Below are 18,439 nucleotides of genomic sequence, written 5' to 3'. Positions count from 1 at the left end.
AATAACTTAATTTCATGTGTAAGACTCTTTTTTGTCCAACTTTTGGGGTGCAGTTCATTAGATGATAAGTTGTATTTGAATTCAACTCTTTCCAGAGACGACTCAGCACAATTGATTCATGTTAATAAAAATCGTTTCGCCGAAATTATTTAGGAGAGTACGGAAAATGGACTAAATGAATATCTTAACGGACTTCATATAGAACATGCTATTTATTTGATAAAACAGTTTGATAACTATACACTTCAGGCAATAGCGATAGCTTCCGGTTTTTCTAATATGAGTACCTTTCACAGTCTGTTTAAGAAAGAAATTGAGATGACCCCTTCCTCTCAATATTGGGACATCTTAAAGCAAGGACAAGTTTAGGTCTTTTCCACTGTATTTATTTGTTCCAATTCGATGAAGTTACGGTCGATTAACTCCTTAAATTATTATTTTCAGAATATTATAAAATAAGAAAATGCCAAAAGTCTTTAGCCTTCTCACTTGAATGAGGAAACTTTGACTTTTGACATCTTCTTAATTATTCCGCTAAGTCCTTATCTTGTGATGTTAACTTTGGCAGAGATTACTTTTCCTTCAACAATTATTTTTAAGATGTAAAGACCCGGTTGGAAATTTGATACATCCAATGCATTTTCATTGGAACGGGCAATTTCCGTACCGTTGGTATTGTATGCAACAATTGATTCAACATTACCATCAACTTTTACATAAGAAGTTGCCGGATTCGGATATACCGATATCAAAGGAATCAGTTTGTTGTCAATGCTTGTCGGATTGATTGTAAAAAACACAGCACTACCTTTCTTTTCACCTACTACATCATATACTACATTGACATTAATTTTATGCGTATCATCAAGTTTCTCAGATTCAAATGTCTGCTCGTATTTGGTTTCAGTCAATAGGTCATTGTTCTTCTTTACTCCGTCTATCTCCACATTATATCCTTTTATCGGTAAAGAGGTTGCTTCAGGAGATGTGATAACCATACCGATCATCCAGTTACCATTTGCTGATGCTTCATTATATACAGATAGGAAGCTTTCGCCTTGGTTTGTTGAGTACAGGTTGGATTCACCATCGAATGGTACATAAGAATCAAGGGCTACCGGTCCTGTTTTAGGAGTTACGTCATAACAATCTACAATCAGGAAATATTCTTTACCTTCTTCTATTGTAATAGGAGTGCTTAGCATAACCGTGTTCCATGCGTTTTTAGTGTATTCATTTACTCCCTGTTCGCAGACCATTTCATTGTTAACTTTAAGTATGAAAGTGAAATCTGCATCAGACAGAGGATAGAAACGGAATCCTTTTATTTGGTAACCTATGTATTTATTTAATTTTTCTGTCCTATAAACAGCTCCTAACATGTAATTGTAATTATTGGCTTCAAGACCAACCATACCTTTTGTAGGAATATTACCGGCATAAGTCATAAATGTCTCATCGTCATTGACAGGTGTTTCCCAAGTTGCTGTCAGTTGGTTGCCACTAACATTAGTTTTGACATTGGTTATAGCCTTATATGAGTTTTCATTCTTTTTAATTGCTATTTCTGTGGAAGTTTTCGATGAAGTCGTATTGTTGGCATATACGGCTTCAATTCCATAAATATATGTACCATCACTTACGTTTTGCTGGATATAAGACGTATTTTCTGTTTGACCTATTTTTTTATCATTTGCATATATATTATAATAATTGATTTTATCGGCGTCGTCCGTTTGTCCGTTCTTGGTTAACAACATTCCCATAGCCCAGCTGATAGAGAAATCGTAGGCTCCGTCGGGGTTATTTTGTGCCTCTTCATATAGAGAATAAAGTTCCGATTCAGATTCTTGACGTACCAAGTCACTATAACCGATTACTTTTTTGCCGTATACCATGCCCAAAATGTATGAGCTTGGATTATTTACTTTGACAAATAGTCTCAAAGTCACTTCATTGTCCGTTGGGATGGATACGGGATTCTTTAGTTTGATATTGTTTTCCTTTCCATAGGTAAGCTTTGAATTGTCAATATCTTCCGTATAAAGGATTTCTTTTCCCTTATAGATGCTGATTGTCCACTTTTCTTGCTGGGTGAGAGGATAGAAAACAAAGTTCGTGATCTTGAAATCGTTAGCATAGACTGTTATTTTTTCCTTCGGGAAACGGATGGCTGATTCGAAAGAGATGTTACCACCACCGAATCCTTCGATTAAATCATCTTGTTCGAAATAGCTCTTGGCAACGCGATTGCTTACAGGAGCATCCCATCCTAAACGGACATCGTTCAATCCCGATTGCGCTGCATACAAATTGCGAGGAGCAGAAATCGTACCTTCTTTTACTTCTACTTCAGTTGCGGCAGACTTTACAGATTCAGTTTGATTGTAAGATGCTGTTATTTCATAGTTATATTTACCTAAACTCAAAGAGGTGTCAAGATAAGATAAAGTAGTAGAAGATACTGAGCTTATTTTAGTGCCATTTCTATAAATATTATAAGCTGTTACACCTTCTGCATTTGCCAATGGTGCATTCCATGTCAAATGTACGGAATGAATTCCGTCCAATTGAATACTTTTTGCGGCGACCGGCTCGCGAGTTGTAATGTTTTCGTTCAGTTTGACAACCATTGGTCTGAACTCCAAATATTCTTCGCCTTGGTTATAAACCATGAAGATAATGGTATTTCCGTCATCCGAAATTCCGACACCTTGGGTCAAAGCAACCAGGTTGTCTTGGAATTTCACTCCTTTGCTTTCAAGGTAAGTTTGCAATATTTGTGTACTTCCGTCTTTATAGATGATGCCATAGGGATTTTGTTCATCAGGTTGTTCATAACCGATTGTTACATTATTGTCAATTAATGAAAATAATTCAAAGTTTTTAGGAGAATCTGAGGTATAAGGAACTTTTATCCTGTCCCCCGTTTCTAAGTTATAGATGAAGTTTTTGCACAAAACTGATTTTCCATCGGGTGAAAAACTTCTTGCAATACTCCATGGGCTTGGTTGAATTTTGGTTATATAGTGAGGTTCCGGGTCCCATATACAGCAACTGCGATCACTGGCTTCTGGGTATTCTGCCCAGCCGCAAACCATTTTTCCGTCATTGGAAATATCATATACAATACCTACTTTATCACCGTAAACCCGGTCAAGTTTACCATCCGTCCATGTGACAGGCATGTATTTATTATTTTTATTGTATAACGCACCTCCTATCCGGTGTCCGTCGGCACTGATACAAAATGCTTGCCCTCCATAGTCGGGATTGTTAATAAATTCCCCGTCTATTGTTTCCAGATGGTACCATTTACCGTCTTTCCAATAGCCGGCAGTTTGTACAGGTGCATGATTTTCTGTGGATTCCGTATCGGGGAATGTTCCTACTACTACACCGTTGTCAGACACGGCATAGGCAGTGGACATCACGCTAGAAGAAGTCAGGGGAGTGAATTCATTTGTCGTTAGATCCCAACGGAAAGCATATATTGTGGAACTTGCGTCAGAGTAAGCTCCGCACGCCCATTTCCCGTTTGGAGAGATAGCTGTGAGTTGATAATATTCAGGTCCCGTCAATATTAGTGGTCCTGTTTGGGCGCATAAATTGGAAGTCAATAATGCGATTGTACATAAAACGTAAATAAACTTTCTCATAATCTTAGCGTATAATAAAATTAATATAAAACAATTTTTTTAGTCAAACTTCGGTTAGTTTGGATGATTTGAACAAGATAACAGCCGGATGCAGAGGGCAAGTGGTTTGCAGGAATACTGCAACTATTTTCTTTTTCTTCGATCTTATAAAGTAACTTTCCTTCTGGATTGATTAGATTGATGGTATAAGGTGCTGCTTCATCGGAACTGCCGAGCTCTACGATCAAATTCCTTGTGACATGATCTTGATAAAGTTTTACCTCATCTCCTATTGCCGCTGCGTTGTGAATGTTTACAGTTGAAGTGACCGGATGCACTTTGTCTGCATTCATAATACCTCCTGTCATCGTATTCAAGACAAATACGATGACCTCAATGTTGTCTTTGTCGATAACCGTTTCCGGTACATCAATCCGGTATTCGAATGTATATTCTTTGTATGCCTCAATCTGCTCGGGAAGACTGTTCTCCACGCCGCTGAATGCACTCGAGGTTCCTTTGGCTACATCATGGTACACCATTAAATCATACGGTATACTGTTCGGCATATAATAATATTCACCTTTTTGAGGAATAGATGACGAGTTTTTTTGTTTGTCGTCGTAATTGATCACTTCTTTTTCGATAAGGGCAAATCCTAATCTATAAGTATCATCCGAATTGTCGTAATCTTCGGCAAAAACGACTTTGGCTTCTGTCGCTAGGGAAATATTTTTTTCATTGTAATCTGCTGTCAAGTCTACTTTTGCTAAAGTAGGTTCCATTAGAGTGCCACGTAATGGAGAATTATCGTGCATGGAGTTTTGAATATCACTTATGTCTCGGTTATAGATAAAAGAAGGGAAACTAAACAAATAACGATCAAGTCCTTTTACATAAACGTTATAAGCAAGAGGATCTCCGTAATGAGCCGCTATCGTGATAACTTCATCTTTATATCTTGCCTTCAATTGGTTTAACCACACAGCCCCATCCGGGCAATTATTACACCACATACCGGTGTATTCTTCGGCTACTAATTTACGTGGGAAATAGGAGCAAACGATGCTATCCTCTAAAAAAACAACGCTTGTTTCATCAGTTACGGCTTCCAATGCATAACGGGCTATTTTGCCTGCTTGAATAGGAACGGTAAGCTCGAATGCTTGTTCTTCACCTGGCTGTAAGGTGATGTTCTCGAAAGTTTGAGTGGCAGTTACATTTTCATGGTCTTTGCAAATGATTTCCTTTAAAACGAATGTTTTTCCATCATTCCGTAAACGACCTTTAATAGCTGCATTCCCGGTATCGCCTGCAAACCGACGCGTCTCATCGATACCTGTTAATGCAATGGAGGAAAGCATGCCTACGACTAAATTGTCAATAGCCAATAGGAATTTATTTTTACTGTTGAGAACAAAGGCAATATAGATGTCTTTTCCCACATATTCTTTCAAAGAAACCAGATGGGTATTCCATGAATAATTTTCTTCGGTTAGGGAGAATATCTCAGTGAAACTGTCCGTGCTTTTATCCGTCACAGATATCATTACTTTATATCCGTCACGTAAGTTATTATGAATAGAACGGGCATCCCATTTCAACCATGCTTCACCGGATTCGATATGGATGGAAGGCGTAATCAACCAATTGTCCGAGAAAAAATCATATTGGCAGTGGGAAGTACTCATTGCACACAGATTTTCCCGAGTATCCACCGGTGCTGAAAACCAACTACCGCTGGGGGTAATAATATTATTGAAATCTCCCATTATAACGGGATTCTCGTCTCCATCTATTAGTGTAAAGTCATAGGAAATACCTTTATTGAAATCATTCTGGTAGTAGATATCCTGGCTTTTGGTTGCTAAACAGAGAAGCAATAAAGTAAAGAATATAATGTATTTCTGCATAAATGAGGATTAGACAAAGGGGGTTGTGCCAGCATTTTGACACAACCTCCTGTTATTACTTAATTAATAGATCACCTTTTAACCATTTTCATAGTATATACCTCTCTGTTGCAATCTACTTTCAGAATATAAATACCTTGCGGTAATGCTGTGGTATCAATCATTGGTACATTTGCATAGCGATTAATAATCATACCGTTTGTTCCGATAATCTCTACTGAAACCTCTCCGTTGACGAAGATCATATTACCTTCTACTTGGATAAGGTCTTTCAAGTTGTTATTATTGATGGAGACATAATTAGCCAAATCTATTTCTACCGGATCGGCTTTGATTTTTCCGATATTGTAGACTGTTTCTACGATGATATCATATTTCTCGGATGTAGTATATTCCGCGCCTCCGAAATCTACTATGGCACTAGTCGGCAGCGGAGTTCCTTCGGTTACTTTTACATCCGGTGACTTATGGTCTTTACCACGGAATATATTATAACTTACAATATAAAGATCGGTCACAGGGGCATCCCAACCGATTGTCACTTGATAGTTTTTGTCCACAATTTCATGGGAAACATAGTGAACATTGGTTACAGGCGGAAGTTCTGTATAAATATCATATGTTACTACATTGGAGATATTATATCTTTCCGTTTCTTCCTCGTTATTTACTGTTTGCACGAAATAGTCGTACGTCCCATTCCACACCAGTTCGTCTGTATATACATATTTACCCTTTGCCTGATCGAGTGTCGCGCGTCCTATCTTTGTACCTTGACGGTATATGTCGTACGCAGGATCTTCTATGGATAGTCTGTCGGGAGCATCGAAGGCTAATTGAACCGTATTTGTTTTTCCGTCGACTTTCGTTACTTCCAGATTACCCGGTGCTGTCGTTCCGTAAAATTCAGAAGTAATTGTTACGGTATAGGTCGGCTTGGTTGACCATTCTTTTATCTCTTCTCCATCTGCATTGATATATTCGGAATATTCCAATGTTTGCGCTTTCGTCTTATTGCCGTCGATGGTATATACAGTCTTCGATACGGGAACGTATTCCTTGTTTTTAACTTTATAGGTTGTATTTTCAATCAGTTGTCCTGCATCATTATATTTCCATTCTTCTTTTGATTTGTTCTCGCCTTTTGAGTTCAAAACGATATAAGTAAGCTTGTTATGATTGTTATCATAAGTGTAGGTTGCTGTAAATATGTTGCTTTCATATGCTCCGTTGCTAACTACTTTTTGAGGGCAATTAGCAACTCCTTCTAAGAAGTCGGAGTATTCAGCGCAAGAAATCATATCACCTGAAAAAGCAGAAAACATGGTATCTTTGACGATGTTATTACCTTCCCATTCATAAACATAATGTCTTGATTCATCTGTCTTTTCGATGAGCTTTCCATTCTCATTATATTTATAAGTTTCTTTGCCTTTGATATCATCGCTCCAAGCCATATCATCGCCGTCATATTTTCCGTATTGACGATAAAACATCTCTGTCAATTGCTTTTGATCGTTATAGGTATAAGTCCAGTAAGACATAGGAATCCATGTGAATTCTTTTCCTCCTTCGGTAAGAGTTGCAGTTCCCTCTTGAATGCGGCGTAATATATTGTTATCGGTATCGTAGAAATAGATTTCTCTTTTCGTGATTGTATCGGTGGTGCCCATTATGTCTCCCCAAGTTTCGACGATTGATACTTTCGTGTAATCCGGTTCCGGTTCGGGATCTGTACCGCCACCACCTGTGGCCATGGAGAAACAAAGACCGGTTAATGTTACATAACCATATTTCGTTTTAAGAAAACCTTCTCCCTTATTGGTTACGGTTCCATCGCTCATATTGATTGTTGCAAGAAAAGCATCCCCATCAGCATTGTTTCCTAACCAATAAAGCGTATTGCCTTCAAACTCAACCGATTGGTGACCATATCCATAGGGCATGAGATCACCCTGTAAGGCTATAGTTTCTGTATATTGCTTATTTCCAAGATTAATGGAATACAATTTATTATCATCGGCCATTACATACAGGTTTCCTTTTCCATCTGCTGCTATACCTATAAACCATATTCCATCCCATTTGGCTATCTCGGTTACTTTTCCGTTTGCCAGGTTTATGGAGTACAATTGACTACCATCATCGTTATTATTGATCCCATACATTGTTTTGGATGAAGTGTCATAAGTCATATCATAGAGGGCGGTTGCGTCTCCTAAATCTGCTGTCTGACCCGTTTCAAAGTCGATTGTACGGAATTTAGTAGATGTCTCCATCATATCATCCTTGCACATCGCATAATATTTACCTTCCGCCATAGCTGCTGCATCAACAAGGTCATCCATAGATACAACCTTATTTACCTCTTCTTGATAATTATAAAGATCGGAAGACTTTAATGAAATAATACCATTTGGCTCAATATTCCCCATAATATCCGAGCAAACTGCTGCATAAAACGTCTTGACGTCTTCTGCCTTTAATCCTGTACTTACGGCCAATAAAGCTGTCGCAATTAAATAAAAGTAGATTTTTCTCATAACCTTAATGAATTTAGATAAATAATACATTTTTACCACTATTGGCAAATTAATACTATAGATTCTGGAAAAACAACTTTAAAGGCATTAAATGAAAACAAAATCACGATTATGGATATGAAAACAATCTTTACCCTTGCGCCATGTCCTGATACATGGAAGGGGTAATGCCTGTTAACTCTTTGAATAGTTGGTTGAAGTTGGTGTTTGATTTGAATCCAACGCTTTGGGCAATAGCTTTGACTGTATAGTTTCCGTAAGTTTCTGTATTCATTAAGCGCGAGCGGGCTTCTTTGATTCGGTACTCGTTAACAAAACGGTTGAAGTTCTTTCCGTAGACTTCATTGATTATTTGTGATACATATTTTGTTTTAGAGTTTGTTAGATAAGCCATCTTTTCGAGTGTGAAGTCCACATTGCAGAACTCCAATGTATTATCCATAACTTCATTGATAGCCTGAAGAAGTTGTTCCTTCTGCTCTTTGCTTAATGAACTTCCCTGATATTTCTGAGGTGGATCTCCGTTAGGCTTCGGCTCTACGTTGGCTGGTAGTTCAGGATCATCAACATTGTCTATGGATAACTCTGCAATCTGTTGTTGCAATTGTGCGATAGATTCATCCTTTTTCTTGATTTCCTCTTTGTATTTCAAATCTCGTTGTTTAGCTTGTTTATCGGATTCTACTATCTCCTGGTTTCTTTTGAATATATCTTTGTAGCTTCGTTGCAGTTGATGTTTTTGCCGGTAAGTCAATATGAGGAACAAGGTAATCATGGCTAATGTAATGCATACGATAAGCAAGATAAGTTGTTGGTTGGCGTAGCGTGCATCCTTTAGAAGCTGCTCCATGCGCATAGCGGTTATCTGTTTATCAATTTGATTCATTTCAAATAGAAACTCCACGTTTTTGATGCTGCGGTAGCCCCGCATTCCTTTGATGGAATCGTTGATATTTTGATAAAGCTTAGTGTAATGCAGGAACTTATCCGCCTTGTTCTGTATGTTATAGACATAAGACAGTTCGCGATAGATATTGATTTGCATATCCAGCAGTCTGTTCTCCACAGCTATGTCCGCACATTTCAGCAAATAGCATTCTGCCGAATCATATCTTTGCATATTCATAAAAGCGTCGGAAATATTGGTCAGTGCAGAACATTCGTATAAAGGATCCAGATGAAGCGAGTCAGCAAGATGGAGTGCTCTTTTTTGATACCGGATGGAGGTAGGATAATTGCCTTCATTGAGATTCCATACGCCTTTGGCGGATATGTTGAAATAATCGTTGTTACTGTCTTTTAAAGTTTGGTCGGACAGGTTGAGATAGTATTTCAGTGTTTTATTATCATTCAGATTACAATATACCCCTATTAAGTTATTAAGAATTATCTTGCTCAGGCTGCTGTCTGCAATTGTTTGACTATTTTTATACGCTTGTTTGTAGTAATTCTCGGCTTTCTTAAAGTCGTTGAAAGAAGAATAAATATTTCCCAGGTTATTGTAAACTCTCGGTATTATTGAGTCGAGATCACACTCTTTACACACTTCGAGGCTTTGTAAATACATATCTTGTGCCTGTACATAGTTGTACATGATGTAGTGTATATTACCCAAACGCATATAGGCATAAGCGGAAAGTTTCTTGTCTTCATGTGGCATATGAGTGTCATATCTACGAGATACTATCGTGTAGCAAATGAGTGCGCTGTCCATGACTTCTTTGTCATAATATCTATCGCCTATATCTATCAGCTTACTGTTTGAAAGCGATTTAAATGATTCATAGGCTTGGTCATAGCGATTTTTAGCCATTACGTGAGTCGTAATGGAGATAAAAATGAGGATAAATATTAAGACTGTTCTTTTCAAAAAAATACTTTTATGTAATTCATCCTCAATATTACAGCTTTTTTATAAAAACGACAAGGATATTATATAACTTTATTCTTTTTTTAAGACATATTCGTGCTAATATCGGTTATGGAAAACTATGCTGCACAGCCGGATGATTTATCTTAAACAGCCGGGATGATTAGCTGTTTTGTCCGTATTAATTCTGTCTTTCACAGTAGTGCAAGTTCTTTAAAAAGTTACTTTCACTGTAACTATTTGTCAATCAACAATGAATAATCAAAAAGTGATAAGGTGAAGGCAAGTTGAAGTAAAAGTTGAAAACAGCTAAACAGGCAAAATAAGCAAGCTAAAAACGCCTAAGGGAGTGATGCCTTACGCTCCGGTAGATGTAAGCAATCGCTCCCTTGAGTGTTATCCGTTGCTCCCTTGAGTGATAGCCAACGCTCCCTTAGGCGAAAAATGACCTCGATGTTTTTTACAAACACCTTGATGTTTAAAAAAACATCAGGTCGATTGTAGACAAACATACGGTCGATTGTTCGCAAACGATAGGAGTTTGTAGACAATCGACCGTATGCTGAAAAGCTATGGATAAATGTATGATTTTACAGATCAATCATTTCTGATTTTCTGAATGATAAAGCGACAATTTTACATAGCCTTGCTGATGATATAATTTTATTCCGATGGCTTACCATCATCTTTAAATTCCAATATATCTCCCGGTTGACAGTCAAGTTCCTTGCAAATAGCTTCCAATGTAGAGAATCGTATGGCTTTTGCCTTTCCGGTTTTTAATATGGATAGATTGGCAGGGGTTATATCTACCCGCTCGGACAATTCGTTGAGAGAGATTTTTCTCTTTGCCATCATTATATCAAGATTCACAATTATAGACATTATTCTCCTTTCTTCGTTAAATGGTTAGGTCTTGTTCTTCTTTTAACTTTAATCCGATAGCAAATGTTTCGGCTACAATGAAGCAGCCCAATGCAAGGAACAAGTCTTTGATATTATCCAAAAAGGTAGGATTTATCATATAATTCTCCAATGCAACGGATTGCTTTACGGTGTATAAATCCATCAGTGGAGGAATTGTGATACAGAAGAAACTGATTAAAAGTGCATATCCCATGATTCTGAGACGTTTTACATTTTTCCAATCAAAAATGGTGGATTTATTGATGGATATAATCAATTTAATAAAATAGACTAATGCTACAATTACACATATTGAGCCAATAAAACTGAGAAGGCCTGTAATTACCATGTTTAAAGTATTGCTTTTCTCATTTACCTGTACTATCATCTGTGAGTAGGCAACAGGTATTTTCTGCCCTGTTTTCTCATTCAAAATAGAATCCGGTTGAATCATCGCTTTGGTGGGAACAAGGTTTATTAAGCGAAAATCACCTTTTTGAAGTGCTAAGATAGGTGTGCCTTTTTTCTTCTGTTCTTTTACAAGATTCTTATTATCTTGTACGGTTTTTATTCCAGCGTAGATACCTGCCCCGAAATCATATCCTGTTTTAAATATGACAAGAAAAACAACCAGGATAACAAGGGCGCATAGGAAATTTAATTTCTTTTTCATCGTAGTATTTCTTTTGATAAGATTATTCTTCTGTAACATTCATTGGTTTGGGGTACATTCTTTTAAGTATATATGCACAGGTCAAAACAATAATCACTGATACAATAAGCACTACTGTGCCGATTGTCGGATTCATTAAATCAAACGAGCTGGATACATCCGGATATAGATTTGAAAGTACAGTGGAAAGACTGTTATTCAATACATGCATGAAAATGCAGGGAACCAGACTTCCTGTGCGGTAGTATACTGTTCCAAGCGCAATTCCCATAAGTATGGCAAATGGTATTTGCGCCGGATTACCGTGTATAATACCGAATATCAGAGCCGATAACAGAATTGCCGTTTTAGGATTCTTATATTTTTTCAGCATATGTCCCATGATAGCTCCTCTAAAAAGCAATTCTTCCAGTATAGGACCGATAATACAGATACTTACGATACCGAAAAAATCTTTTCCCATTGACTGAAATGTGTCTTGCATCAAGTCGGGCAGTTGAATTACATTACCAACCCAATCGAGCACAATGGCAAGAGCGATAGTAAATACCGTAAGGAGGGGAAGCAATCTGAGTGATGGAAAATCAAAATTCCCGTCTTCCACCGTTACATATTTCTTTTTCAGGAGGTACCATCCCATAGCTACGGAAGAAAGTATCATGCTCATCCCGAGAAGCATTGTTGCAAACGATGAAGATTGTGCAATATTTCTGCTTTCTATTATAATTGTAACAGGTAATAGAAATAAAATCTGCAATCCAATGTAGATGGCTATTAAGTGTATTGCTCTTTTCATTGTTATCTCTCGTTTTTATGGATACAAATATATTTAATTATTTATTATCTGTGGCTGTGTCTGCCAGATATTCCTGTAAAAGTAAATGTTGGTTTTGCTCCCATGTGGCATTTGAAGTATTCCAATTATAAGTTGTGTATGAGAGTACTTCATTTGTAATGTCTACATAGTAAGTCGTTTTGAGAGGATTGAGTGTGAAATCTTTGGTGATATTGTTCCATCTTGCCAGTTCGATAGAATGTTCATAACCTTTATGGTGGAATGTCATTAAGTAATATGGTTTCCAGTTCTTTTCGAAGATGTCCCAACGATAGGCTTTTTTCTCGATAAGAGTTCCTTCCTTGTCGCGCTTGAATTCGTATTTTAATTCAGGAGTCAAATATTGCTGTGATTCATCCCAAGAATAAACAACCTCCGAATTATCGGTACGGTTATAAGCAAACTTCTTCTGAGTTTCTGCACAGACGGTAGCACTGCAAATGAAAGTGGCTAGTGTAGCAATTAATACAACTAATCCGGTAATGTTTAAAAGTGAATTTTTCATAATCGTATAATTTAATCTTGTTATTCAATAATCATTTATCGTTTTTCGATATGCAAATAAAAGAAGTATTTTTTAATCTACCAAATTATTTTATCGTTTTTCGATAAAAAAATATCAAATTACATTAATTTATACGTTTTATTCAATAAATACCCTGTATATATCGGGAGATATATACGGATTAAGGAGAAAACTGTTCTTATGAATGTTGCAAGATACGGCGAACCTCTGCTTCGTCACGGTGTAGTTGCGCAATAAGATCTTCTACTTTCTTGAATTTTATATCGGAACGGATTCTCCGTATAAATGTAATACGGATGAACTGTTCATAGATGTCCGAATTAAAATCAAGGATGTTAACTTCAATACTCTTATTTGTACCGTTATTGAACGTAGGACGATGTCCGATATCCAACATGCCCATATATTCTTGTCCGGTAACTGTTACTTTGACGGCATAAACACCATCGGCGGGAACCAGCTTATCCTGGTCTTCTACTTTAAGGTTGGCGGTAGGGAAGCCTATGGTTCGTCCCACTTTATAACCATCTACGACTGTTCCGTCCAAATAATAATTGTAACCCAAGCATTTGGTCGCCATATCTATTTCTCCTTCCTGAAGGAGAAGGCGGATAACGGATGAGCTCACATTGACATCATTGATGATGCACGCCTTTGCGCGTAATACTTCCATACCAATTTTAGTACCATATTGATAATAATCATCGAATCCTTCTGCACGATTATGCCCGAAGCGATGATCATAACCGATAACGAGCGACGCCACATTCAGCTTCTTTTTTAATATATCCTCCATAAACTCACAGGCAGTGAGTCGGGCTATTTCGGGAGTAAAATCAAGTACAATGCAATAATCCACTCCGGTGGTTGCAAGTAATTCCGCTTTTTCTTTGGGAGTAGATAAAAGTTGTGGCTGATAGTCTTTTTGCATTACTTTTCGGGGATGGGCGGAAAAGGTAACCAATGCAGAGCGAAGCCCTTTGGCTCTTGCTACAGCTTTTATTTGGTTTATTAAAAAGCGGTGTCCTTGGTGTACGCCATCAAAAAAACCAATTGTTGCGACGCAAGGTTCAATATTTATCTTATCTATATCTCTGATAATCTCCATTTTCTATTTCTAGTTTGTCGAATAAATGCCTCCAGTCCTCTGCTGCTTTTGGTGCATAGGTTTGAATACCGAAAGATTCTGCTATGAGACAATTCTCTTTTGCGTCATCAATAAGAAATGTTTCATAAGGATCAAGATTGGCATTAGTAAGCACACTTTGAAAAATTCCTTCATCCGGTTTTACCTGATGCATCTCAAAAGATAGGTAAATCTTCTCAAAGAAATCTTCAGAACTGAATCCTTTGTATTCGAAACAATGTTTCTTTATCCATTCCCAGTGAATGATATTTGTATTACTTAACAGATATACCATATACTTTTCGCGCAAATGGAGTAATAAATCCAGCTTATAGGCAGGAATATCCATCAGGAAACTATTCCATGCAGCGTCGATTTGTTCGTCGGTTAGGTCCTTTCCGATAAGTTCTCTTAATTTGTTTCTAAATTCTTCGGGGGAAATCATTCCCTTTTCCAATTCATAAAATAATCCGGATTTATAACTTGTGCCGGCTAATTGTTCGATGTTTGTGACGCCGTATTCTCTGAACTTTTGATAACAACGCTCCGGGCTAAGGTTCAGCAATACAACCCCTAAGTCTATAATTAAATTCTTTATATTATGTTTCATAATTCGTTATTTCCGCTTCAGGCGTTTTATCCAACGGATGGCTTCACCTATCCACAATACAATAGAACTGATTCCGATTATTTCTAACCAAGTGATTAAATCCAATGGTACGGTACGGAATACTTTTCCTCCAAATTGGACAATCAAGAATTGCCCGATAAGGATAGCCGCCATTACGAATTCCATTCCATAAGACTTAGATATATTCTTGAATGCAGAATCATTTGTCCCGAATACTCTGGCATTAAATAAATTCCAAAACTGCAGCATAACGAAGAAGGTGAAAAATACGGTTAAGTCGTATGGTGTCATCCCCTGCGGAGTATGGTAATAATAGAATAACATACCCATTAATACGATAAGGAAGCACAATCCTACACCTATTATATTATACCACATGGGATGAGTGATGATAAAATCGGTGCTTTTACGTGGTTTTTCTCTCATTACGTTCTCACTAGGAGGGATGGATGCAAGTGCGAGTGCGGCAAAAGTATCCATAATGAGGTTTACCCAAAGCATCTGAGTAACTGTAAGCGGTAGTTCCGTCCCTAATAATGAACCAAGTAATACAATAAGTAATGCTACAAAGTTGATAGTCAACTGGAAAACAATAAATCTTTGTATGTTTTTGTATAAAGAACGTCCCCACATGACTGCCGTACTGATACTGTTGAATGAATCATCAAGTAGAGTAATATCACTTGCTTCTTTGGCAACAGAAGTTCCCGTCCCCATAGACAAACCTACTTGTGCATGGTTCAGAGCCGGAGCATCATTGGTTCCGTCACCGGTTACTGCTACTACTGCACCTTTCTGTTGTAGTAACTGTACCAGTCGCTGTTTATCTGTAGGGCGTGCACGAGACATGATTTTTAAATCCATTACTCTATCAAGCAAGACCTCATCACTCAACTCTGCAAATTCTGCGCCGGTAATACGATTGTGATCTGTATCTTCCGGCTTCCATAGTCCTATTTGACGAGCTATCTCGGTTGCAGTGCCCGGCGTATCTCCGGTTACAATCTTTACATCAATGCCGGCAGACTGGCATTTAGCTATGGCAGCAGGGACATCCGGACGGATAGGATCGGAAATTGCGGCAACGCCGAGAAACCTCAAATCATTCATTGCAGCCAACTCCTTCGCATCTTCCGGTGCGTTATCGTCCACGATTTTATAGGCAAACCCCAATGTGCGCATCGCCATGTTCTGGTAAGCTAATAATTGTGCATCGATAGTCGGTTTATATGTTTCCGGTGTACTCGTTGTTCCTTCAAGAATTATTTCATTACATTTTCCAAAAACAATCTCTGGTGCACCTTTTATATATAGTACCTTTCTCCCTAGTGAAGGAGATTGAACTAACGTAGCCATAAATTTACGTTCGGTGGAAAAGGTCAATTGATCTAGAACTTTTGCACTTTCTCGTACTTCCAGATAATTTATTCCTTGTGCGTTTAGCCAAAGCAATAAGGCGATTTCTGTTGGATTACCTACACCTTTAGGCTTGTCTTCATTTTCCGTTTCTTCGAGAAAAGCAGTGGAATTGGCGCATATATTTTCTTTTATAAGTTTCGCTTTGGCTGCGTCCATGGTTAATAAATCACCTTTATTTTCACCAAAGTTTGTCTCATAAACCTGCATTAAGTTTTGGGTTAATGTGCCGGTTTTATCAGTACAGACAACAGTAATTGCTCCCATTGTTTCACAAGCATGCATTTTTCGCACTAAATTGTTGGTAGAAAGCATTCGCCTCATATTTAATGCAAGACTTAATGTGACACTCATAGGTAATCCTTCCGGAACTGCAACTACAATTAAGGTAACTGCCATCATAAAATACTTTAAGGTACGTTCCAATACGGGGATCCATGCATTCCAATCGCGTAAAGTGCTGAAATCATAATAGAAAACAACATCTTTCAGAAAGAAAATTAAGAAAGTAGCTCCTGCAACCGAGAAACCAATCTTGCCAATTAGGTTCGCCAACTTCGTTAACTGAATATTCAAAGGAGTAGGCTCACCGCTTTGCTCAGTAGATTGACGTGCAACTTTTCCGATTTCTGTGTTATCTCCAACACGCAAAACACGCATAGTACCGTGTCCGTCAACAACAGTAGTACCTCTCATAACCATATTGGACGGGTAGGTGGCTTCCTCATCAAAGTCTTTTTCCACTGTCGTTTTATCTACAACCGGTTCTCCTGTTAAATTAGACTCATTGATTTGCAGAGAAATTGCTTCAATAAGTTCCCCGTCCGCCGGAACCTCTTCTCCTGTTTCTAATATGATGATATCATTCACAACTACATCTTTACGGGGTATCTCGTATATTTTTCCATTGCGGATAACTTTCACGAGAGTTTCCTCATTAACAGCATTGAGCAAATCGAATTTTTTGTTTGCGTCATATTCAAAAAAGAAGCCAATACCAGTAGCTAAGAAAATAGCAAAGAAAATACCCAGAGTTTCTGCATATTCATTTTCTACAATAGAAATAATCAAGGAAAAAAGTGCAGCTACCAACAACACTTTTACTACAGGATCTTCAAACTTCTCCAGGTATAATTTCCATAAAGAGGGACGCTTGGGAGGAGTGAGTAGATTTACTCCATATTTCTCCCTGTTTTCACGGACTTGCTTATCTGTAAGTCCGCTGTGAATAGAACCATTTTCAGTCGTAGCCATACGGCATAATTTGTTAATTAAATTAGTGACACAAAAATACAATATAAATCATTTAACTAAATAGAATTAAGGCTTTTTATAAGATTATAGTGACTTACTACAGGCTTTTGCACTTTTTTTGATATGAAAATTTGCATTATTCATTTGAATATACTACTTTTGTACCCGCATCCGAGATAGGAAGCATGGGCTTTTAGCTCAGTTGGTTAGAGCAACAGACTCATAATCTGGAGGTCCTAGGTTCAAGCCCTAGATGGCCCACATCTATTAAAAGAAAGAAAATCAAGCCGTTACAAGTTACATTGTAGCGGCTTTTTTCATGCTACCGGAAACTCCTTGCACACAATTTGCACACAACCTCTGGAAAGGGATGATAATCAATGATAAACGTGACACACCAGTAAGCGATACTCTTTTTCTTTTGGTTTCTTCTATTGGCAAGAGTTCGCTCCGATTCATGCTTATGATGAGTCTTTAACACAAAATATTGCACAAATAAATATATAAAAAGATAAGCTACACACCAGTAGTCATCTCTTTTCTTCACAATATTTTCCAATAAGCCAAGATTCTATCTTTATTTCTCCAGTTATAGAGATACTACAATTCATAATTATTTTGAAAACAGGTAGCCTTTGTACCGCTACCAAACAAAAGCGATTCAAGAAGTATAACTTCAAGTAGACATAATAAGAAAAGCAATACTTTGTTATCTATAAATCACTATGCGTAACTCTTTGATGAAGTCACTTCAAGCAGAAACGGCTCATTAATTCTTATTATATCTATTGATCGATTGATTATCCATACATCACCATACGTAATTGTTTGATGAAGCCACTTCAAGCAGAAACAGCTCATTGATTTTTATAATATTTATCGATTGATCGATTGGTCATACATCACCATACGTGATTGTTTGATGAAGCCACTTCAAGCAGAAACAGCTTATTGATTTTTATAATATTTATCGATTGATCGATTGGCCATACATCACTATACGCGATTGTTTGATGAAGCCACTCCAAGCAGAAACGGCTTATTGATTCTTATAATATTTATCGATTGATCGATTGGCCATACATCACCATACGTGATTGTTTGATGA

11 protein-coding genes, 1 tRNA gene and 1 pseudogene are annotated in these 18,439 nt (G+C 37.5%); 2 read left to right on the top strand and 11 right to left on the bottom strand.

All coding sequences use genetic code 11. The features are described from left to right. Positions 1-183: 183 nt before the first annotated feature. Positions 184-369, top strand: a pseudogene (locus tag DXB63_RS18455) (helix-turn-helix domain-containing protein); the annotation flags it as partial. A 173-nt stretch (positions 370-542) separates the two neighbouring features. Here the strand turns inward: DXB63_RS18455 and DXB63_RS17345 are convergent. The 11 genes from DXB63_RS17345 to DXB63_RS17295 all read right to left on the bottom strand — a co-directional run bounded on the left by DXB63_RS17345 (position 543) and on the right by DXB63_RS17295 (position 17,331). Next, positions 543-3,659: a T9SS type A sorting domain-containing protein gene (locus tag DXB63_RS17345; RefSeq protein ID WP_122127646.1), complete on the bottom strand. Its 3,117-nt coding sequence runs from the start codon at positions 3,657-3,659 to the stop codon at positions 543-545. Positions 3,660-3,679: 20 nt separating this feature from the next. Then, positions 3,680-5,551, bottom strand: coding sequence for a T9SS-dependent choice-of-anchor J family protein (locus tag DXB63_RS17340; protein ID WP_122127645.1), 1,872 nt, complete (start codon positions 5,549-5,551; stop codon positions 3,680-3,682). Positions 5,552-5,622: 71 nt separating this feature from the next. Next, positions 5,623-8,094, bottom strand: coding sequence for a T9SS type A sorting domain-containing protein (locus tag DXB63_RS17335; protein ID WP_147332309.1), 2,472 nt, complete (start codon positions 8,092-8,094; stop codon positions 5,623-5,625). A 130-nt stretch (positions 8,095-8,224) separates the two neighbouring features. Then, on the bottom strand, positions 8,225-9,964 hold the full coding sequence (locus DXB63_RS17330) for an AraC family transcriptional regulator (protein WP_147332308.1): 1,740 nt from the start codon (positions 9,962-9,964) through the stop codon (positions 8,225-8,227). Positions 9,965-10,627: 663 nt separating this feature from the next. Next, positions 10,628-10,849 carry a helix-turn-helix transcriptional regulator gene (locus DXB63_RS17325; RefSeq protein ID WP_122127642.1) on the bottom strand — a complete coding sequence of 74 codons (222 nt, stop codon included), beginning with the start codon at positions 10,847-10,849 and terminating at the stop codon, positions 10,628-10,630. A gap of 16 nt (positions 10,850-10,865) precedes the next feature. Beyond that, positions 10,866-11,543: a DUF2975 domain-containing protein gene (locus DXB63_RS17320; RefSeq protein WP_158563705.1), complete on the bottom strand. Its 678-nt coding sequence runs from the start codon at positions 11,541-11,543 to the stop codon at positions 10,866-10,868. 22 nt (positions 11,544-11,565) lie between these two features. Continuing rightward, positions 11,566-12,339: a CPBP family intramembrane glutamic endopeptidase gene (locus DXB63_RS17315; RefSeq protein WP_122127640.1), complete on the bottom strand. Its 774-nt coding sequence runs from the start codon at positions 12,337-12,339 to the stop codon at positions 11,566-11,568. A gap of 37 nt (positions 12,340-12,376) precedes the next feature. Continuing rightward, positions 12,377-12,883, bottom strand: a complete 507-nt coding sequence (locus DXB63_RS17310; RefSeq protein WP_122127639.1) for a DUF3836 domain-containing protein — start codon at positions 12,881-12,883, stop codon at positions 12,377-12,379. A gap of 199 nt (positions 12,884-13,082) precedes the next feature. Next, positions 13,083-14,012 (bottom strand): bifunctional riboflavin kinase/FAD synthetase, encoded by a 930-nt coding sequence (locus DXB63_RS17305; protein ID WP_122127638.1) that lies wholly within the window; start codon positions 14,010-14,012, stop codon positions 13,083-13,085. Continuing rightward, positions 13,987-14,643 (bottom strand): HAD family phosphatase, encoded by a 657-nt coding sequence (locus DXB63_RS17300; protein WP_199604239.1) that lies wholly within the window; start codon positions 14,641-14,643, stop codon positions 13,987-13,989. Before DXB63_RS17300 ends, DXB63_RS17305 begins: the two co-directional genes overlap by 26 nt. Positions 14,644-14,646: 3 nt before the next feature. Next, positions 14,647-17,331 (bottom strand): calcium-translocating P-type ATPase, PMCA-type, encoded by a 2,685-nt coding sequence (locus tag DXB63_RS17295; RefSeq protein ID WP_122127637.1) that lies wholly within the window; start codon positions 17,329-17,331, stop codon positions 14,647-14,649. 187 nt (positions 17,332-17,518) lie between these two features. Here DXB63_RS17295 and DXB63_RS17290 point away from each other — a divergent pair. After that, positions 17,519-17,592, top strand: a tRNA-Ile gene (locus DXB63_RS17290). The last annotated feature ends 847 nt before the right edge of the window (positions 17,593-18,439 follow it).

The sequence above is a fragment of the Bacteroides sp. OM05-12 genome, from assembly GCF_003438995.1.
Classification (GTDB): Bacteria; Bacteroidota; Bacteroidia; order Bacteroidales; family Bacteroidaceae; genus Bacteroides.
The sequence above is the reverse complement of the archived record's forward strand: the minus strand, read 5'-3'. Positions and strand labels throughout refer to the sequence as shown.